We start from the raw sequence: 19,846 nt of genomic DNA on the forward strand, positions 1-19,846 counted from the left end.
GCCGTCCGTCTGTCCGATGGACGGCCCGCGTCGTTACGCTGTGCCCGCCGGGCCCCGGGACCGGGAACCGCCGTGTCCGAACCATGTACCAGTGTCCTGTGTGAGCGCATGGCTCCGGTGCTAGACGAGAACGACATACCTATCGGTTCCCTAACAAAGCACCCAGGCCCTCTCGACAGACCAATGTGAGAGGGGTCACCCTGTCAGACATCCACGCGGGGAGGCATGGATGGGCAGGAGCCGCAGAACACTTCCGGAAGAGCTTCTGCTGCTCGCTCTGGACCCGGCCACGGGTACCACAGCGCAGCCGCAGTCGCTCGACCTCGGCCTGGCAGGAGCTCAGCTAGTGGAGCTGGCCCTGGCAGGACGGATAGCCCCTGACGGGGATCGTATCGCCGTGGTGATGCCACGGCCGACCGGAGATCCGACTCTGGACTCCGCACTGGAACTGCTGCGCAGACGCGGCAGTCCGGTACGGGCCGTCCACTGGATCGGCGGGCCCCGGCTGGGGCTGCGCCAGATCTATCTCTCGCATCTGGAACGGTGCGGCATGGTGCATGCCGTCGAGGGCCAGATGTGCGGGGTGCTGCCGACGACTCGCTACCAGGCGACGGACACGGCGATCAGCCGGGACATCAGGGCCCGGCTCGACAGTGCGATCCGCACCGGTGTACCGCCGGACCCGCGGACCGCGGCGCTCGCCGCACTGGCCCACGCGGTCGGTCTCGGCAAGCACCTCTACCCGGGGAACGAAGGGCGTTCCTCGAGGTCCCGCCTGCGGGACCTCATCCGGCACGACCCGATGGGCGGTCTCGTGGCGCACGCCGTGATGGACGTCCAGAACGGCGTGGGCGCCCAGCCCCGCCGCAACCAGCCGGCGAGCGGCCCGGGCCGCCAGCCGGGACCTGTGCCCATGCAGCCGCACGGCGGCTCCATGGCACGCGTCGCCGCCCACTGAACGGGGCGGCCGTCCCGGGACCCTCGCACCACCGCACCACCACCGCCGCACCGACGTCCCCTCACGACCCGGTCCGGGAGCCGCACAGGACGCGCGGGACAGCCTCACGGCCGTCCCGCGCGTCCGCGCGTCCGCCTGTGTGGCCGTTTCGCCGCGCGGGAACGCCCATTGGTGGCAATCTGCTGAGCAGTAGATACGCAGAGCAACGCGAGGCAACGCAGCCGGAGGTGCAGTTTCCGTGGCGTCCAACGTCAACCCCACTGTCAGAAGGCGCCGGTTGGGCCAGGAGCTGCGCCGGCTCAGGGAGCTGAAGGGCATGACGGCGGAGGAGGTCGCCGACCGGCTGCTCGTCTCCCAGTCGAAGATCAGCCGCCTGGAGAACGGCCGCCGCTCGATCAGCCAGCGCGACGTCCGCGACCTGTGCGGGGTGTACGAGGTCGAGGACCACCGGATCGTGGACTCGCTGATGCAGATGGCCAAGGACTCCCGGCAGCAGGGCTGGTGGCACGCCTTCGGCGACATCCCCTACAGCGTCTACATCGGGCTGGAGACGGACGCCGCGAGCCTGCGGGTCTACGAACCGCAGGTGGTGCCGGGACTGCTGCAGACCCGGCAGTACGCGGAGGCGCTGATCACCGGCGCGCTGCCGGAGAGCGCGCACGCGGACGTCGACAAGCGGGTGAGCGTGCGGCTGCGCCGCCAGGAGCGGATCAGGGACGCGGAGAACCCGCTGCGCCTGTGGGCCGTGATCGACGAGTCGGCGCTGCGCCGCCGGGTGGGCAGCGGCCAGTTGATGCGCGAGCAGCTGGAGCACCTGGTGGAGCTGTCGCACGAGCCCCATGTGACGGTGCAGGTGCTGCCGTTCGACATGGGCGCGCATCCGGGGATCAACGGCCAGTACGCGATCCTGGAGTTCCCGGACACCTCGGACTCCAGCGTGGTCTACATCGAGGGCGTCACCAGCGACCTGTACCTGGAGAAGGCGAACGACGTCCAGAAGTACAGCGTCATGTACGAGCACCTGCGCGCCCAGGCGCTGAACGTGGAGCAGACCCGGCAGTTCATCGGGAGGATCGCCAAGAGGTACGCGGAGGAGTCCACGACCCCGTTCACGGAGTTCACCGACTGAGGCGCGGCACGGTACACCACCGGACGCATGGGACGGAAGGGTCGCTTGGTATATGCCATCCGGTCGAGTGAACGCCCGCCTCGCAGATCGCGGACGCCGAGTAGCGTCGATCACGCCGGCAAGAACGTTGGCTCACATCACACCACTCGCCGAAGCGGAGCGATCATGGCAATCATTCAGGGCGCCACCGAGAGCTGGACGAAGTCCTCGTACTCCACGGGCAACGGCGCTTGCGTCGAGGTCAAGTCCCCTGTCGCCCGGTCCATTTCCGTGCGTGACTCGAAGGTCACCGCGGGCCCGACGATCAACTTCCGCCCGGACGCGTGGAACGCGTTCGTCGACGAGGTGGCGCAGTCGCCGCTCGACCTCGGCTGAGCACCCCGCACGTCCGGTCCGGCGCGGCCCCGAGGGGCGCGTCGCCACGGGAGGCCGCGAGGCCCCCGGAGGCACCCACCGGACCCGACAGCACACGGCAGTACCGAGAGCCCTCTCGACTGGATCGCCGTCCCGGCCGAGGGGGCTCGGCGCTGCCCGCATGATCCACGGGCCGTACGGGCAGTTCCCGTACGGCCCGTTTTTCACCCTTCTGGCGGTCAAGTATGTGAACTGAAGTCATCAAGGCGAACGATTTTACCTGCTCTTGACCCTCCGATCCGTTGTCGTGCCGGTACGGAACGCCACACCATGAACGGCGTTCACAAGGAGGACCGGACCCCTGGAGGGGGCATGAACAGTCTCGACTGGGCCGTGCTCATCGGCTACTTCGGCGTGATGGTCGCGATCGGCGTCTGGTCCCACAAGCGGGTCGACAACGTCAGCGACTTCTTCACCGCCGGCGGGAAGATGCCGTGGTGGCTCTCCGGCATCTCCCACCACATGTCGGGCTACAGCGCCGTCATGTTCACCGGCTACGCCGCCATCGCGTACACCTACGGCATCACCTCGTACGTGACCTGGTCCTTCCCCATCGCCATCGGCATCGCGATCGGCGCTCGGCTCTTCGCCCCCCGGCTCAACCGGGTCCGCTCCCGGCTCCACGTGGCCTCCCCGCTGGAGTACCTGAAGAACCGGTACAACCTCCCCACCCAGCAGGCCCTCGCCTGGTCGGGCGTGCTGCTCAAGATCGTGGACGTCGGCGCCAAATGGGCCGCCATCGCCACGCTGCTCTCGGTCTTCACCGGTGTCTCCCTCAACACGGGCATCCTGATCACCGGCGCCGTCACGGCCGTCTACTGCACGGTCGGCGGACTGTGGGCCGACGCCCTCACCGAACTGGGCCAGTTCGTCATCCAGTTCGTCGCGGGCATCGCGATGCTCGTCGCCGTGATGGCCGAACTCGGCGGCTTCAGCAGCCTGTGGACCGTCTGGGACGAGCCCGAGCTGGAGGGCCACGCCGAACCGCTGGCCGGCCCCTACATGATGGTGTTCCTCATCGCGTACCTGTTCATCAAGACGTTCGAGTACAACGGCGGCATGTGGAACCAGGCGCAGCGCTACATGGCGACGCCCACCGCCACCGAGGCGAAGCGCTCGGCCTATCTGTCCGCCGCGCTCTGGCTGATCTGGCCGGCCGTCCTCTTCTTCCCGATGTGGGTGGCGCCGCTGCTCATCGAGACCGACGTGCCCGCCGACAGCTACGCGCTGATGGCGGAGCAGCTGCTGCCGCACGGCCTGCTGGGCCTGGTGATCGTCGGCTTCTTCTCGCACACCATGGCCATGTGCTCCTCGGACGCCAACGCGATCGCGGCCGTCGTCACCCGCGACATCATGCCCGCCCTCTCGCGCCGGGTCCGCCAGTGGGACACCCGGGCCGGGCTGCTGGCCGCCCGCTGGTCGACGCTGCTCTTCCTCGGGCTGTCCATGGCGATCGCGACGCAGGTCAACTCGCCCTTCTTCGGGGACATCATCACCGTGGTCATCAAGTGGGTCGCCGGTCTCATGGGACCGATCGCCATCCCGCTGATGCTCGGCCTGCTGCCCTGGTTCCGCCGCAGCGGTCCGACGGCCGCCCTGATCAGCTGGGGCGTCGGCCTGCTGGCCTTCTGGCTCGTCAACTACCCGATCAGCTGGAACGTCGAGGGCGGCGTGCCGCTCCAGTACCAGGTGTCGATCCCGCTCGCGGTCTCCCTGGTCCTCTTCGTGGGGATCGGCTGGATCAAGCCGGAGGACACGCCGGAGCGGGACGAGGTCCTCGCGAAGATCAACAACGACGACGACGCGGACGGCAGCGGGATCGGGCTGATCCCGGGGCCCGCGAGCCCCGCCGCCCGTGAGGGCGCCGGCGGCTGAGCACCCGGCCCCCGGCGGACAGGCGGCCGCCCCCGGCTCACGGGGGCGGCCGTCAGGCCGTTTTGGCCCGCCACGCGGGAGACGCGCCGAGCGAGCGGGCCGGGGCCGACCGTCACGGGAGGCCCGCCACGCCGGGCGGCCGAGGGCCGCAGGGCCCGGAGACCGGGGCCGGCCGGGCCCCGCGAGTCCGGGAACCCGCCGGCCCCGTGCCCCCGACCGGCGGCGGCCGTCAGGTCAGTTCGGCGGCGCCGCGCGGGTAGCGGGCGAGCCAGCCCGGGGCCGAGAGGGTCGGGCCGTGGAGCGCCGGCCCCTGCGTCATCTCCATCGCGAAGTCGTCGGCGATCTGCAGCAGGGTCCCGCGGCCCTCCAGTTCGCAGAGCCAGGCCGGCGGCAGCGCCGTCTCGCCGTGCAGCGCGCCCAGCAGCGCCCCGCAGACCCCCGGTGGCCTCCGAGGGGCCGTCGTGGTTGACGGCCAGCCGCAGCCCCTGGCGGATGTCCTCGCCGACGAGGGTGCAGTAGACGGCCACGGCGAGCACCTCCTCCGCGTAGCCGTTCTCCCCGAGCGCGGCGACCCGGGCCGGGCCGGGGATGCCCTGGCGAACCGCGCCGAGGGCTTCCTTGAGCGCGTCGGTCACCGGCTGGTGGCCGGGCCGGGCGGCGAGCAGCGCGAGGGCGCGCTGGACCGAGGCGTCCAGGGTCTCCCCGCGGGCGAGGCCGTGGACGATGACGGCGAACGCGCCGGCCGACAGGTACGCGGTCGGGTGGCCGTGGGTCTGGGCCGCGCACTCGACGGCGAGCTGGCACACCAGGTCCGGCTCCCAGCCCACCAGCAGTCCGAAGGGGGCGGAGCGCACCACGGCTCCGGCGTCCCGGGCGGTCGGGTTCTTCGGGGCCTGGAGGGTCCCCATGGTGGCGTCGCCGAGTCCGGTCAGACAGGCGCGGGACGGGCCGCGCCTGCTGTAGAGCCATTCCTCGGCCGCGAGCCAGCCGTTGTCCCTGCGGCGCTCGTCGGGGCCCCAGTCCCGCTGGGTGGCGGCCCAGCGCAGATAGGCGTGGTGGAGGTCGGTCGGGGGGTGCCAGGCGCCGGTGTCGCGGCGGACCTGGGCGCGGATCAGGCCGTCGACGGTGAACAGGGTCAGCTGTGTGGCGGCGGTGACCGCACCGCGCGCCCCGGCCGCGGGCTGGAAGTCGGTGAGCCCCTCGGGCCCGAGTGCCGCCCGCAGTTCGTCGAGGCCGCGCCCGTCGGCGCCGGCGCCGAGCGCGTCGCCGATCGCGCCGCCGAGGAGCGCCCCGCGCACCCGGGCGCGGAAGTCCTGCTGCTCGGCCCGGCCCCACACGGCCGCGGCTCCTGCGCCCACCGTGCCCCTCCCCGACGTCGAACGAACACTGCCCGGCCCAGCACTGTAATCGAACGTGATCGGTGGGTCCGGAGGGCCCAGGGGGAACGCGCGGGTATGTCGAGCAACTCCCCGGAAGCGTGAATACCCCGTTCCGTCCCGGCTGCGCACTCCCCCGCCGGGACGGCGGCCCCGGGCGCGTGCCCCTCAGCCGGACGAGGTGCCCATGCCCTCCTCGTACCGGGGGCGCGTCTCCCCGGGCGCGACGGCGCCGGAGCGCCTCAGCTCGGCCAGGTCGGCAAGGGCCTGCTGGGTCCGGCCCAGCGCCAGGTCGGTGCCGACGCGGGGCCAGAGGGCGGGGCGGTGGCCGGGGCCCGGCCGACGAACCGGGCCCCACCGGACCTCCGGCACCTCCCGCAGCGAGGTCCTGCGGCCGCTCATGTCCGCTCCGCCGTACGCATCATGACGGTCGGTCCGGCAGCACGGGCAGCAGCTCCGGGAGGTGTCCGTCGGACGCCGCGGCAGCCTGCTGCCGCTCCTCGGGCACCTCGCCGTAGAGAGTGGTGCGGGCGCGGGCGGGGCGCCCGGCGGCCTCGGCGATGGCGCGCAGGTCGCGGACCGAGCGGTAGGAGCCGTAACCGGAGCCGGCCATCCGGGAGATGGTCTCCTCCATGAGGGTGCCGCCGAGGTCGTTGGCGCCGGAGCGGAGCATCTCGGCCGCGCCGTCCGCGCCGAGCTTGACCCAGCTGGTCTGGATGTTGGTGATGTGCGGGTGCAGCAGAAGGCGGGCCATGGCGGTGACGGCCCGGTTGTCGCGTGCCGTGGGGCCGGGCCGGGCGATGCCGGCGAGGTAGACGGGCGCGTTGGTGTGGATGAACGGCAGGGTGACGAACTCGGTGAATCCGCCGGTCTCCTGCTGGAGCCCGGCCAGGGTGCGCAGGTGGCCGAGCCAGTGCCGGGGCTGGTCGACGTGCCCGTACATCATGGTGGAGCTGGAGCGGATGCCCAGCTCGTGGGCGGTGCGCACGACGTCCAGCCAGGTGGCGGCGGGCAGCTTGCCCTTGGTGAGGACCCAGCGGACCTCGTCGTCGAGGATCTCGGCGGCGGTGCCGGGGATGGAGTCGAGCCCGGCCTCCTTGGCGGCGGTCAGCCAGTCGCGGACGGACATCCCGGTGCGGGAGGCGCCGTTGACGATCTCCATCGGGGAGAAGGCGTGCACATGGATGCCGGGGACGCGCTCCTTCACGGCGCGGGCGATGTCGAAGTAGGCGGTGCCGGGCAGGTCGGGGTGGATGCCGCCCTGCATGCAGACCTCGACCGCGCCGACGTCCCACGCCTGGGCGGCCCGGTCGGCGACCTGGTCCAGGGAGAGGCTGTAGGCGTCGGCGTCGGTGCGCCGCTGGGCGAACGCGCAGAAGCGGCAGCCGGTGTAGCAGACGTTGGTGAAGTTGATGTTGCGGGTGACGATGTAGGTGACGTCGTCGCCGACCACGGACCGGCGCAGGTCGTCGGCGACACGGGCGAGGGCGTCGAGCGCCGGTCCCTCGGCGTGCAGCAGGGCGAGCGCCTCGGCGTCGGTGAGGCGGGTGGGGTCGTCGGCGGCGGTGGCGAGGGCCTGGCGGACGTCGGCGTCGATGCGCTGCGGCACCATGCCGGGCGCGGCGGCCTCGCGCAGCGCGTCCCAGTCGCCGTAGACGTGGTCGAAGTCGTCCCGCCGGTCGTGGGTGCGGCCGTCGGTGTCGATGGTGCGGTGCAGGTCGGTGCGGCCGGCCGCGGCGAAGCCCTCGTCGGGCTCCTGCCAGGGCAGGCCGGCGGGCAGGGCCTCCTCCCGCGCCAGTCCGGTGGCGGGGTCGGCGAGCGCGGTGACGTGCGGGAGCAGCCGGGGGTCGAGCCAGGGTTCGCCGCGGCGCACGAACTCGGGGTACACGCACAGCCGTTCCCGCAGGGTGAACCCCTCCGCTGCGGAGCGGGCGGCGAGTTCGTCGATCTGCGGCCAGGGGCGTTCGGGGTTGACGTGGTCGGGGGTGAGCGGTGAGACGCCGCCCCAGTCGTCGATGCCGGCCCGCAGCAGCCGGGCGTACTCGCCGTCGACGAGGTTGGGCGGCGCCTGGAGGCAGGCGGCCGGGCCCATGATGTGGCGGGCGACGGCGACGGTGGCGACGAGGTCGTCGAGTTCGGCGTCGGGCATGCCGCGCATGGCCGTGTCCGGCTTGGCGCGGAAGTTCTGCAGGATGAGTTCCTGGATGCCGTGGTAGGCGCGGGAGACGCGGCGCAGTGCGAACAGCGCGTCGGCGCGCTCCTCACAGGTCTCGCCGATGCCGATCAGCAGGCCGCTGGTGAAGGGGACGTTGGAGCGTCCGGCGTCCTCCAGCACCCGCAGCCGCACCGCCGGCTCCTTGTCCGGCGAGCCGTAGTGGGGGCCGCCCGGCTCGGACCAGAGCCGGGTGGCGGTGGTCTCCAGCATCATCCCCATGGACGGGGCCACCGGCTTCAGCCGCTGGAAGTCGGTCCAGGACAGGACGCCCGGGTTGAGGTGGGGCAGCAGCCCGGTCTCCTCCAGGATGCGGATCGACATGGCGCGCACGTAGGCGAGGGTGTCGTCGTAGCCGTGGGCGTCGAGCCACTCGCGGGCCTCGGGCCAGCGGTCCTCGGGCTTGTCGCCGAGGGTGATGAGTGCTTCCTTGCAGCCGAGTTCGGCCCCGCGGCGGGCGATGTCCAGCACCTCGTCGGGGGACATGAACATCCCGTGACCGGCCCGGCGGAGCTTGCCCGGCACGGTGACGAAGGTGCAGTAGTGGCAGGTGTCGCGGCAGAGGCGGGTGAGCGGGATGAAGACGCTCTTCGAGTAGGTGATCACCCCGGCGCGGCCGGCGGCTTCGAGACCCGCGTCGCGCACCCGCCCGGCGGAGGCCGTCAGGTCGTCCAGGTCGGCGCCGCGTGCCTGGAGCAGCACGGCGGCCTCGGTGACGTCGAGGGCGACGCCGTCCCGCGCCCGCTTGAGCGCCCTCCGCATGGCGTTCGGGGTGGGCCCGCCCGTGACTGCCGGGGCGTCCTCGCGCTGGTGATCGGTCATGCGTCGAGCATACGAGCGCCGTGCCGGCGCTTTTCGGTCGAGTGCCGGCCGGAAAGGGGCGCCGGACCGGCGGGGCCGGCCGGGTGCGGGAGGGGGCGGGGTGCCGTGCGCCCTGCCCGCTCCCGCGCACGGGCCCGTCCGGTGGGCGGGCGGGCCCGTCGGAGGTGCGGGCGGTCAGGGGTTCAGGGGTTCAGAGGTACTGGGCGTAGTCGTCGAGGGCGCGCAGGACCTCCGCCTCCGTCCCCGGTGGAAGCTGGAGGACCACCTCCCGGATGCCCGAGTCCGCGAAGCGGGCGAGCTTGCCGGGCGAGGGGAACACGGCGTACGGGACGACCTGGAGGGCGTCCGGGTCGCGTCCCGCGTCGGCCCAGGCCCGGCGGAGGACGGGCAGGGACGTGCCGAGGCCGCCCCCGCCGATCGGCAGCCAGCCGTCGGCGTACTCGGCGACCTGGGCGAAGACCGCCGGTCCCGCTCCGCCGCCGACGAGGACGCGGGGGCTGCCGCCGGCCGGCTTGGGGTGGGCGAAGGAGGCGCCGACCCGGGCGTGTTCGCCCTGGTAAGGGGTGGGCTCCGGCGCCCAGAGGGCGCGCATCAGGCGCATCCGGTCGAGCACCAGCGCATGGCGGGTGGCCCATGCGACGCCGTGGCTCGCGGCCTCCTCCACGTTCCAGCCGAAGCCGACGCCGAGGGTGAAACGGCCGCCCGACAGATGGTCGAGCGACGCGATCTGCTTGGCGAGGACGATCGGGTCGTGCTGGGCGACCAGCGTGATGCCGGTGCCGAGCGCGAGGGACGTGGTGACGGCCGCGGCCTGGGCGAGGGCGACGAACGGGTCCAGGGTGCGGGCGTACTCGGGGGGCAGCTCGCCGCCGGCCGGGTGGGGGGTGCTCCGCTCGGCCGGGATGTGGGTGTGCTCGGGGAGGTACAGGCCGGCGAAGCCGCGCTGTTCGAGCTCGCGGGCGAGACGGACGGGGGTGATGGTCTCGTCGGTGAGGAAGATCGTGGTCGCGATCCGCATGGGGACACCGTAGAGCAGGCCGGGCGGCCCGTCGCCGGTCACGACGAGGGCCGTCCGTAGGCCGGCGGATCGTCCGCACGACGCGCACGGGCGGCACGCTCACGGCCCTCGGACCACGGACGGACCACGAACGGACAGCGGACAGACCGCGGACCGATTGTGGAGAGACGGCGGACAGTCGGCCTGACGAACGGGCGGCGCGCGGAGGGCACTCGGCCGGAACCGGGCCGGAACTCGGCCGGAATCCGCCGACACACGACGGTCATCCGGCGACTTCCCGCCCTTGTCGCGCCGTTCACCGCCCGGTACGAGGGTGCCACCGCAACCTCCAGACCCTCCTGCATCCTCCTGATCCTCCTTTCCGTGACGACACCCAGGGAGCCGACGGCATGTGCACCGACCGAGACCACGCACCCGGCAGACGCGCGCTGATCGTGACCGGCGCCGCGGCCGCCCTCACCCTGGGCACCGTGCGCTTCGCGGGCGCGGCGCAGCCCGACGGCGCCCGGAGCACCGAGACCGTGCGCGGGGTCCTGGACCCCGGCGCGGCCGACTTCGTGTACCTGCCGGTGGAGATCCCCCGCGGGGTGAACGAGATCCGCGTCTCCTACTCCTACGAGCGGCCGCCGCAGCCGGCCGGGACCACGGGCAACGCGCTCGACATCGGCCTCTTCGACCAGCGCGGCACGGCCCTCGGCGGGGAGGGCTTCCGCGGCTGGTCGGGCGGGGCGCGCAGCGAGTTCTTCGTGCGCTCCGACGACGCGACGCCCGGCTACCTGCCCGGCGTGATCGAGCCGGGCGTCTGGTACATCGCGCTGGCGCCCTACACGGTGGCGCCCGGCGGTCTGCCGTACGAGGTCCGGATCACCCTCGGCCACGGCGGTCAGGCCGCACCGCGCACCCCGGTGTACCCGCCGGAACGCGCCAGGGGCCGGGGGCGGGCCTGGTACCGGGGCGACCTCCACCTGCACTCCTGGTACTCGGACGGGCGGCGCACCCCGGCGGAGATCGCCGCGCTCGCCCGGGCGGCGGGGCTCGACTTCGTCAACTCCTCGGAGCACAACACCCATGCGGCGCACGCCCACTGGGCGGACGCGGCCGGAGACGACCTGCTGGTGCTGCTCGGCGAGGAGGTGACCACCCGCAACGGCCACGTCCTCGCGGTGGGCACCGACCCGGGGACGTTCGTCGACTGGCGCTACCGCGCCCGGGACAACCGCTTCGGCCGCTTCGCGCGGCGGATCCGGCAGGCCGGCGGGCTCGTCGTCCCGGCGCATCCGCACGCCACCTGCATCGGCTGCAACTGGAAGTTCGGCTTCGGGGAGGCCGACGCGGTCGAGGTGTGGAACGGCCCGTACACCCCGGACGACGAGGTCGCCCTCGCCGACTGGGACGCCTCGCTCGCCGTCGCCGCGCGCGGCGGCGGGCGCTGGACCCCGGCGGTCGGCGGCAGCGACGCCCATCGCGACCCCGACCCGGTCGGCGCCCCGCAGACCGTGGTGCTCGCCGACGATCTGACCCGTGCGGCGGTCCTGGACGGCATCCGGGCGGGCCGCTGCTGGATCGCCGCGGGCAAGGACGTCGCCCTCACGCTGTCCGCCACCGGCGGGCGGGGCCGGCAGGCGGGCATCGGCGGCCGGCTGCGGGTCGGGGACGACACCCCGGTGACGGTCCGGGCCGAGGTGGCGGGCGTCCCCGGCTGCACCGTCCGCCTCGTCACCGACCAGGGCGTGCTGCACACGGCGGCGGTGCCCGCCTCGGGGTCGGGGACCGTGGAGTGGCGCACGACGCCGCGGAACGCGACCTACGTGCGCGCGGAGGTCCGGCACGCACCGTCGGTGCCGGGTCTGCCCGGGGCTCCCGCGGCCCTCACCAACCCGGTCTTCCTGGGCGGCTGAACCGGCGCGGGGCCCGAGGCCGGGGGCGGGGCCGGTGCGGCGCAGGCGCCCGGCCCTCGCGCGGTGTCGGCGGCTGCCCGTAGCCTGCCGCCGTGCAGACCACCCTGATGATCTACGACGGTGCCGCGCCGCACGACGCGGACGCGGCACGCACCGGCGGCGTGCCCCTGGCGCCCGAGGGCGCCGGCTGGCCCGCGTGCGCGGACTGCGGCGGGCCGATGCAGTTCTTCGCGCATCTGCCGGTCGAGGACGTCGTCCTGTCGGTGTTCCTGTGCCGGAACGACCCGGGGGCCTGCGAGAGCTGGGACGCCGCGTCGGGCGCGAACCGCGTGTTCCTCTTCCCGCGCACCGGGCTGGTGCCGATGGCCGTACCGCGGGAGGGCGTCACCCTGCTGCCGGTGGTCTCGGCGGTCCGGACCGAGGCGGTGCCGTTCCCGCCGGCGGAGGACGGCGGGGACGGCGGGGACGGCGACCCGTACGACCTCGCCCGCTCCGGCTGGAAGCAGCAGCCCGGCGAGCGGTTCGGGAAGCAGCGCGAGGTGCTGGGATCGCTCGGCGGCGCACCGTCGTACCTGGAGGACGAGCGGGTCCCGGAGTGCCCCGGGTGCTCCGGCGCGATGGAGTTCGCGGCCCATCTGGAGGAGGGCTTCGACCACCGGTACGCCATGAACCTCGGCGGCGATCTCGGCTACGTCTTCGTCTGCCGCCCCTGCGGCACCGGCGCGTTCCTCACCGGCTGAGCCGCACCGCCGGCTGAGCCGCACCGGGCGCCGGTGCGCCGCCGCTGAGCTGCGCCGGACGGTGGCGCCCGGGGCCCCACCGTCCGCGCGCCGGGCGCGTTCTCAGTCCGCGACGACCAGCGACGGGGTCTCCTTCGTCAGGATCTCGCCGCGGAAGAACGCCGGGCTGCGGCGCTGCATCGCGACCATCAGGACCAGCCCGAGGAGCAGCAGCCCGACGCCGATCACGAAGACGGAGCCGACGCCGAGGACGGAGGAGCCGGAGCCGTACGCCGGGTCCCACATGTCGTAGAGGGTCTTGCCGAACACGGCGGCCAGCAGCGCACCGCCGAGCACCGGGAAGACGCCCTTGAAGACCAGGTCGCGCACGGAGCGCCGCAGCTCCCGGCGGAAGTACCAGGCGCAGGCGAAGGCCGTGAGCGCGTAGTAGAAGCAGATCATGAGCCCGAGGGCGTAGATGGTGTCGACGAGGACGTGCTCGCTGACGAGGGTCATGACGGTGTAGAAGGCGCCGGTGGCGACGCCCGCGACGACGGTCGCGCGGCCGGGGGTCCGGAAGCGCTCGTGGACCCGGGAGTAGGACGGCGGCAGGGCCTCGTAGGCGGACATGGCGAGCACGGTGCGGGCCACGGGGATGAAGGTGGTCTGGAGGCTGGCGGCCGCGGAGGCGAGCACCGCGACGAAGAGCAGGATGCCCAGTCCGGGGCCCATCACGGGCCCGGCGAGGGCCGCGAAGACGTTGTCGGAGGTCTCGGGGTTGGCGAGGCCGAGCCCGCTGTCGCCCGAGCCCACGGCCGCCTGGGCGGCGATGCCGGTGGCCAGGTAGGAGCCGACGAGGACGACCATGGAGATCATCGCCGCGCGGCCGGGGGTCCTGGCGCTGCCGACGGTCTCCTCGTTGGCGGTCAGGCAGGCGTCCCAGCCCCAGTACATGAAGATCGACAGGGAGAGGCCGGCGGTGAAGGCGGCGAAGGACTGGACGGCGAAGGGGTTCAGCCAGGACCAGGAGAACGACAGGGACGTGGCGAAGCCGTCCGCCCTGGTGAGGGCCATGGTGACGAAGACGGCGAGCACGGCGAGCTGAAGGCCGACCAGCGCGTACTGCACGCCCTTGGTCGCGGTCATGCCGCGGTAGCTGATGGCGGTGGCGACGGCGATCAGGACGAGACAGGTGCCGATGTGGACGGCCTTGTTCCCGTCGAGCCCGGCGACCGCCTCGCTGCCGGTGACCTCTCCGGCGAGCAGCCAGAAGTAGGAGGTGGCGACACCGGCGAGGTTGGAGAGGACGATGATCGTCGCGATGACCAGGCCCCAGCCGCACATCCACCCGACCCGGGGGCCGAAGGCCTTCACCGTCCAGGTGAAGGAGGTGCCGCAGTCGGGCATCACACGGTTGAGCTCGCGGTAGGCGAAGGCGACCAGCAGCATCGGCAGGAAGCCGGCGAGGAAGACGGCGGGCATCTGCACCCCGACCTCGCCGGCCGTGGAGCCGAGGGTGGAGGTCAGGCAGTAGACGGGCGCGACCGTGGAGATGCCGATGACGGCGCTGCCCATCAGTCCGACGGAGTTCCCGCCGAGGCCCTTCGTGCGTACGCCCGTCTCGGTGGCGCCCCCGCCGGGGACGCCCCTTACCGGGTCTCCGGCCTGGGGCCGTGCATCCAGCTGAGTCATGGGACAGGACGGTAAGTCCTGCGGTTTCCATATCCGGATGATCGCCGTCCGGCCGCAACTCCTGCATTTCCATGGTCGAAAACGCCACACGATGACGAAGAGAAGGGCGAAGTCGCGCACCGTCGAACCATCATGAGGCGTCGGCGACACCTTCCCCTGCTGCGGGAATCGCAGCGGTGTCCGTATTGCCCGCTTTCAAAATTTCCCGCGGCACCTTCCCCCTGCCGTCCCGCGGAACGCCGGCCGGACCTGCGCCCCGCTCACGGCTCGCGGAGCTCGCCCTCCAGCAGCCCCATCAGGAACTGGTCGTACCAGACGCCGTCCCGGCGGAAGGAGCTGCGCAGCCGGCCCTCCTCGACGAAGCCCACCTTCTCGTAGGCGCGCCGCGCGGCGCGGTTCTCCGTGACGACGGTGAGCGTGATGCGGTGCAGGCGCATCGCGTCGAATCCGTAGCGGCAGGCCGTGCGCACGGCGTCGGTCGCGATCCCGCGGCCCCAGTACTCCTTCTCCCCCAGATAGATGTCGAGTTCGGCGATGCCGCGTTCGGGCTCGGCGTCCCGCAGTGCCACCAGACCGACGAGGGCGGCTCCGTCGAGGACCTCGACGCCGAAGAGGACGTCCCCGTAGGCGTTGCGCGGGCGTTCGGCGAGCCACCTCTCGACCTGGTCCAGGGTGCCGGGGTAGGTGTCGTTCATCCAGCGCATCACCTCGGGGTCGTGGTTCCACCGCCACAGCGCGTCGGCGTCCCCCGGCCCCATGGCACGCAGGCCCACCTGCTCACCGAGCAGCATGCGGCCGCCCCCTTCCACCACCGGTCACAGAACGCCCAAGGGGTAGCACGCCCACCGGCGGCGGCTCAACGCGATAGGCCCGCCGACCTGCCGTCGCGCACCGGTCACCCGGCACCCGGCCGGCGACCGGCCGACGCCCGCGGGCACCCGGCGCCCGGCCGCACCCCACTATGCACTCGGTTTATACACGCTGTGTATAGTCGCTGGGGACGCGCACGGCCGACCGGGCCGGCGGCACGCCGCGCCGCGTACGCGTCCGCACCGCCACCGCACACAGGGGGAGCTCCGCCATGCCCGCACGCCCCGGGACCGCCACGACCGTCACACCCCACAGGAGGGGCAGGACCCGGTTCCGGGTTGCCTCGGCACTGACGGCGGCCGCCCTCGCCCTCGTCCTCGGCGGCTGCTCGTCGGACACCACCTCGCCGTCCGAGGCCCGCGCCGACGCCCCCGAGGGCTCGGCGATCGCCGCCGGCCGGGGCGGCTCCGCCGGCAAGAACGCCGGCTCCGCCCGTCCGCCCGTGGACTGCGGGAAGGCCAAGTGCATCGCGCTCACCTTCGACGCCGGCCCCGGCCGCGACACCCCCGAACTCCTCGACATCCTCAAGGAGAAGGACGTCCCTGCGACCTTCTTCCTGCTCGGGAAGAACCACGTCCTGAAGTACCCGGACGTGGTGCGCCGGATCGCCGCCGAGGGCCACGAGGTCGCCAACCACACCTGGACCCACCGCCGGCTCGACCAGCTCGACAGGGACGGCATACGCGACGAACTGGCCCGCACCCAGGACGCGATAGCGGAGATCACCGGGAAGAAGCCCACGCTGATGCGCCCGCCGCAGGGCCGCCGCACCGCCGAGGTGATGGACGTCAGCAGGGAACTCGGCCTCGCCGCCGTGCTGTGGAGCGCCACGGCCAAGGACTACTCCACCACCGACTCGGCCCTCATCGAGAAGCGGATCCTCGACCAGGCGGGCCGCGACGGCATCATCCTGCTCCACGACATCTACGACGGGACCGTGCCCGCCGTCCCCGGCATCGTGGACGAGCTGAAGAAGCGCGGTTACACCTTCGTCACGGTCCCCGAACTCCTCGCCCCCGGGCGGGCGGAGCCCGGATCCGTCTATCGCCCCTGATCACCCCGGCGCCCTCCGGCGGCCGCGTGGTACCAGACCGTGACGCCCCCATGCTGACGGGGCAGCCCCGCACAGGGCAGACTGTCGAGGGCGATTCCGGCAGTACGGGCAGGGGGCAGCCAATGGGCCGTGACAGCGGGCCACGCGTACCGAACCAGCGCGTTCCGCATCAGCGCGAGGGCGGTGCGGACGGCGCGGACAGCGTCGACGCCGCGCTGTACTTCACCGTGCTCGGCCCCGTACGGGTACGGCGCGGTGCCGAGACGCTGCCGCCCGGCTCGCCCCAGCAACGGGCCCTGCTCGCCGCGCTGCTGCTGCGCGAGGGACGCACCGCGACCGCCTCCGAGCTGATCGACGCGATCTGGGGCGAGGAGCCACCGTCCCAGGCGCTCGCGGCCGTCCGCACCTACGCCTCCCGGCTGCGCAAGGCCCTCGAAGGCGACGCGCTCGTCAGCGAGTCGGGCGGCTACGCGCTGCGGATCGGGCGCGACGCGCTCGACCTGGCGGTCGCCCGGGAGCTCGCGGACGAGGCCGGCAAGGCCCACGCGGCCGGCGACCGGCACCAGGCCCGCACCCTGATCAACAAGGTGCTCGGCCTGTGGGACGGCGAGCCGCTGGCCAACGTCCCCGGCCCGTACGCCGAGAACCAGCGCGCCCGGCTCGCCGAATGGAGCCTGACGCTGCGGGAGACCCGTCTCGACCTCGACCTGGAGGTCGGCCGCCACGCGGAGGCCGTCTCCGAACTCACCGCCCTCACCGCCACCCACCCGCTGCGCGAGCGGCTGCGCGAACTGCTGATGCTGGCGCTGTACCGGTGCGGCCGCCAGGCCGAGGCCCTCGCCGTCTACGCGGACACCCGCAGGCTGCTCGCCGACGAGCTCGGCGTGGACCCGAGGCCCGAGCTCTCCGGCCTCCAGCAGCGCATCCTGACGGCCGACGCCGAACTGGCCCGCCCCAGCGAGAAGCACCCGCCGCCCGGGGTCCAGCTCACCCGGCCCGCCCAGCTGCCGGCCACGGTGCCCGACTTCACCGGCCGGGTGTCCTTCGTGCGGGAGCTCGGCGACCGCCTCGCCTCGGCCGAGGGCTCGGTGATGGCGGTCTCCGCGCTGGCCGGCATCGGGGGCGTCGGCAAAACGACCCTGGCCGTCCACGTCGCGCACCAGGCGCGCGGCCACTTCCCGGACGGCCAGCTGTACATCGACCTCCAGGGCACCAGCAGCCGTTCCGCGGAGCCCGAGACGGTGCTGGGCGCCTTCCTGCGCGCCCTCGGCACGGCGGACTCGGCGATCCCCGACACCCTCGACGAACGCGCCGCGCTCTACCGCTCGTCCCTCGACGGCCGCCGCATCCTCGTCCTGCTGGACAACGCCCGTGACGCGGCCCAGATCCGTCCGCTGCTGCCCGGCACCGCCGGCTGCGCGGCGCTCGTCACCAGCCGGGTCCGCATGGTCGACCTGGCGGGCGCGCACCTGGTGGACCTCGACGTGATGTCGCCCGAGGAGGCCCTGCGGCTGTTCACCCGGATCGTGGGGGCGGAGCGGGTCGACTCCGAGCGGGAGGCGGCACTCGACGTGGTCGCCGCGTGCGGCTTCCTGCCGCTCGCCATCCGGATCGCGGCCTCCCGGCTGGCCGCCCGCCGCACCTGGACGGTCTCGGTGCTGGCGGCCAAGCTCGCCGACGAGCGGCGCCGCCTGGACGAGCTCCAGGCGGGCGACCTGGCGGTGAAGGCCACCTTCGAACTCGGCTACGGGCAGCTGGAGCCGGGCCAGGCGCGGGCGTTCAGGCTGCTGGGCCTGGCCGACGGCCCGGACATCTCCCTGGCCGCCTCCGCGGCGCTGCTGGACCTGCCGCCGCACGAGGCCGAGGACCTGCTGGAGGCGCTGGTCGACACCTCGCTGCTGGAGTCGGCGGCCCCGGGCCGGTACCGCTTCCACGACCTCGTGCGCCTCTACGCGCGTGCATGCGCGGAGCGGGACGAGCAGCCGCCGTCGGAGCGGGAGGCGGCGCTCTCGCGCCTGCTCGACTTCTATCTGGCGTCGGCGTCCCGGGTCTACGCGATCGAGCGCCCCGGCGACCGTCTGGTGGAGCATCTGGAGCCGGCCGGCGACGCGGGCCTGACCTTCCCGGACCGCCACGCGGCCCAGGACTGGCTCTACGCGGAGGCCGATCCGCTGCTGGCCTGCGTGCGCCAGTCCTCCCGGCCGGGGACGGTGCGCCGTGCGGTGGACCTGCTGTGGGCCGCCCTGGACCTCGGCGAGTCCGGCGCCAACCCGAAGCGGTACGAGGCGGTCGCGGCCGCCGTCCTGGACGCGGCGCGCGCCGCGGGCGACACCTGGGCGGAGGGCCGGGCGCTGGTCACCCTGAGCAACGCCCACCTGGTCGCCGGGAGGTTCGACGAGGCGGACGCGGAGGCGGCTCAGGCGCTGCGGCTGTCCGTCCTCAACGACGATCCGCTGACCGGCTGCTGGGCCTCCAACCACCGCGGGGTGATCGCCGTCTACCAGAACCGGCAGGAGGACGGCGAACGCCATCTGGAGCGGGCGATCGCGGACTTCCGGGCGGGCGACAACCAGCCGGGCGAGGCGTCGGCCCTGTGCAACCTCTCCCGCATCCACCTGGCGATGGGGCGCACCGCCAGCGCGGTGGCCCTCGCCCAGAAGGGCCTCGACATCTACGACGCGATGGGCCACGCGCTGCGCGGCGCCAACGCCCGGTACGCGCTGGGCATGGCGCTCACCCGCAGCGGGAAGATCGTGGAGGCGACGGCACGACTCCAGGAGGCCCTGGACGTCTTCCACGACAGCAGGCAGCGGCTCTGGGAGGGCATGACCCTCTACCGGATGGCCGAGGCCGACCTCGCGGGCCGCCGCCCGGCGCAGGCCGCGTCGAACGCCGAGATGGCGCTGACCGTGCTGCGGGGCATAGGGGGCGAGTGGCGCCGCGGGAACGTCCTGACCGTGCTCGGCAAGGCACTCGGCGCACTGGGCCAGACCGGCCGCGCGGAGGTGTGCTGGCGGGAGGCGCTGGGGATCTACGAGGAGCTGGGTTCCCCGGAGTCGGCCGACGTCCGCGCCCTGCTGGCGCCCGCGGCCGCCGCGTAGCCGGCGCCGCCCCGCGCGGCGGTGCCGGCGGGTGCCGCCGTCGCACGGCCGCCGCCCCCGCCCGGTGCCGCCGCGCGCCCGCCGGCCGTGCCCGGTACGGGCGTTCATCGTTCGTTTATCCCCGGCAGGCACTCTCTACGTGTCGATCCGTCGCGTCGGGGGGCAGACGGTCGGCACCGCGGCGGCAGCGCATAGGGTGAGCCGCCCCGGGGGCCCGTCCGGAAGCCATCGGGGGAGCAGCCGGACGGGCCCATCGGCAGCACGACGGAACCACCAACGGGAGGGCAGCCCCATGGCTGACGCGCAGAAGCAGGACCCGATCCTCAAGCCGCAGGACACCCACGCCACGGGCGCGGAGGACGCGGTGACGACCCAGGACACCCACGCCACGGGCGGCGACATCCGCGCCCTGGGCGACACCCACGCCACCGGCGGCGACGTCCGCACCCTGGGCGACACCCACGCCACCGGCGGCGACGTCCGCACCCTGGGCGACACCCACGCGACCTCCGAGCCGCTGAAGCCGAAGAGGCCCTGACGGGAGCCGAGCCACTCACGACGGGGAACGGCCGCGGCGGCGCGGAGGGGGAGCCGCCGCGGCCGCGGCGTGTCCGGAAACGGCGGGAGACCGTGGCCGGAACACAGGAGAACGGCTGAGAGCCGACCCCTCACTTCATCGACAATTGGTCACCGATCAGACACATACAC

Annotated in this window: 14 protein-coding genes and 1 pseudogene; 9 read left to right on the forward strand and 6 right to left on the reverse strand. The window is 73.4% G+C overall.

Annotation, left to right across the window (positions count from 1 at the left end; translation table 11 throughout):
* Nucleotides 1-229 precede the first annotated feature (229 nt).
* The 4 genes from IAG43_RS13215 to IAG43_RS13230 all read left to right on the forward strand — a co-directional run bounded on the left by IAG43_RS13215 (nt 230) and on the right by IAG43_RS13230 (nt 4,376).
* Nucleotides 230-958, forward strand: a complete 729-nt coding sequence (locus IAG43_RS13215; protein WP_187740953.1) for a GOLPH3/VPS74 family protein — start codon at nt 230-232, stop codon at nt 956-958.
* A gap of 238 nt (nt 959-1,196) precedes the next feature.
* Nucleotides 1,197-2,087 (forward strand): helix-turn-helix domain-containing protein, encoded by an 891-nt coding sequence (locus tag IAG43_RS13220; RefSeq protein ID WP_187740954.1) that lies wholly within the window; start codon nt 1,197-1,199, stop codon nt 2,085-2,087.
* A 165-nt stretch (nt 2,088-2,252) separates the two neighbouring features.
* Nucleotides 2,253-2,462 carry a DUF397 domain-containing protein gene (locus IAG43_RS13225; RefSeq protein ID WP_187740955.1) on the forward strand — a complete coding sequence of 70 codons (210 nt, stop codon included), beginning with the start codon at nt 2,253-2,255 and terminating at the stop codon, nt 2,460-2,462.
* A 351-nt stretch (nt 2,463-2,813) separates the two neighbouring features.
* Nucleotides 2,814-4,376, forward strand: a complete 1,563-nt coding sequence (locus tag IAG43_RS13230; RefSeq protein WP_187740956.1) for a sodium:solute symporter family protein — start codon at nt 2,814-2,816, stop codon at nt 4,374-4,376.
* A 229-nt stretch (nt 4,377-4,605) separates the two neighbouring features.
* On the opposite strand, the pseudogene IAG43_RS13235 reads toward IAG43_RS13230, so the two are convergent.
* The 4 genes and pseudogenes from IAG43_RS13235 to IAG43_RS13250 form a co-directional block, all read right to left on the reverse strand.
* Nucleotides 4,606-5,734, reverse strand: a pseudogene (locus IAG43_RS13235) (ADP-ribosylglycohydrolase family protein).
* Nucleotides 5,735-5,920: 186 nt separating this feature from the next.
* Nucleotides 5,921-6,154: a hypothetical protein gene (locus IAG43_RS13240; RefSeq protein ID WP_187740957.1), complete on the reverse strand. Its 234-nt coding sequence runs from the start codon at nt 6,152-6,154 to the stop codon at nt 5,921-5,923.
* A gap of 19 nt (nt 6,155-6,173) precedes the next feature.
* On the reverse strand, nt 6,174-8,786 hold the full coding sequence (locus tag IAG43_RS13245; RefSeq protein ID WP_187740958.1) for a bifunctional FO biosynthesis protein CofGH: 2,613 nt from the start codon (nt 8,784-8,786) through the stop codon (nt 6,174-6,176).
* Nucleotides 8,787-8,976: 190 nt separating this feature from the next.
* Nucleotides 8,977-9,804: an LLM class F420-dependent oxidoreductase gene (locus IAG43_RS13250; RefSeq protein WP_187740959.1), complete on the reverse strand. Its 828-nt coding sequence runs from the start codon at nt 9,802-9,804 to the stop codon at nt 8,977-8,979.
* Between the two features lie 389 nt (nt 9,805-10,193).
* Between IAG43_RS13250 and IAG43_RS13255 the strand changes: the two genes are divergently transcribed.
* Together IAG43_RS13255 and IAG43_RS13260 are read left to right on the forward strand one after the other, a co-directional pair.
* On the forward strand, nt 10,194-11,702 hold the full coding sequence (locus tag IAG43_RS13255; protein ID WP_187740960.1) for a CehA/McbA family metallohydrolase: 1,509 nt from the start codon (nt 10,194-10,196) through the stop codon (nt 11,700-11,702).
* A gap of 92 nt (nt 11,703-11,794) precedes the next feature.
* The gene (locus IAG43_RS13260; protein ID WP_246574293.1) at nt 11,795-12,442 is read left to right on the forward strand and encodes a hypothetical protein; all 648 of its coding nucleotides are present in this window, start codon (nt 11,795-11,797) and stop codon (nt 12,440-12,442) included.
* Nucleotides 12,443-12,544: 102 nt separating this feature from the next.
* On the opposite strand, the gene IAG43_RS13265 is transcribed toward IAG43_RS13260, so the two are convergent.
* Together IAG43_RS13265 and IAG43_RS13270 are read right to left on the reverse strand one after the other, a co-directional pair.
* Complete coding sequence (locus tag IAG43_RS13265; RefSeq protein WP_187740961.1) at nt 12,545-14,113, reverse strand: APC family permease; 1,569 nt, start codon at nt 14,111-14,113, stop codon at nt 12,545-12,547.
* A gap of 260 nt (nt 14,114-14,373) precedes the next feature.
* Nucleotides 14,374-14,904: a GNAT family N-acetyltransferase gene (locus IAG43_RS13270; RefSeq protein ID WP_187740962.1), complete on the reverse strand. Its 531-nt coding sequence runs from the start codon at nt 14,902-14,904 to the stop codon at nt 14,374-14,376.
* Nucleotides 14,905-15,194: 290 nt separating this feature from the next.
* Between IAG43_RS13270 and IAG43_RS13275 the strand changes: the two genes are divergently transcribed.
* From IAG43_RS13275 to IAG43_RS13285, 3 genes are all read left to right on the forward strand, one after another.
* A complete protein-coding gene (locus IAG43_RS13275) occupies nt 15,195-16,037 on the forward strand; it encodes a polysaccharide deacetylase family protein (protein WP_187740963.1) in 843 nt (280 codons plus the stop codon).
* Nucleotides 16,038-16,159: 122 nt separating this feature from the next.
* The gene (afsR, locus tag IAG43_RS13280; protein ID WP_187740964.1) at nt 16,160-19,138 is read left to right on the forward strand and encodes an SARP-family global regulator AfsR; all 2,979 of its coding nucleotides are present in this window, start codon (nt 16,160-16,162) and stop codon (nt 19,136-19,138) included.
* A gap of 292 nt (nt 19,139-19,430) precedes the next feature.
* Complete coding sequence (locus IAG43_RS13285; protein ID WP_187740965.1) at nt 19,431-19,676, forward strand: hypothetical protein; 246 nt, start codon at nt 19,431-19,433, stop codon at nt 19,674-19,676.
* Nucleotides 19,677-19,846: the final 170 nt, after the last annotated feature.

It is taken from the genome of Streptomyces genisteinicus (genome assembly GCF_014489615.1).
Lineage (GTDB): Bacteria > Actinomycetota > Actinomycetes > Streptomycetales > Streptomycetaceae > Streptomyces > Streptomyces genisteinicus.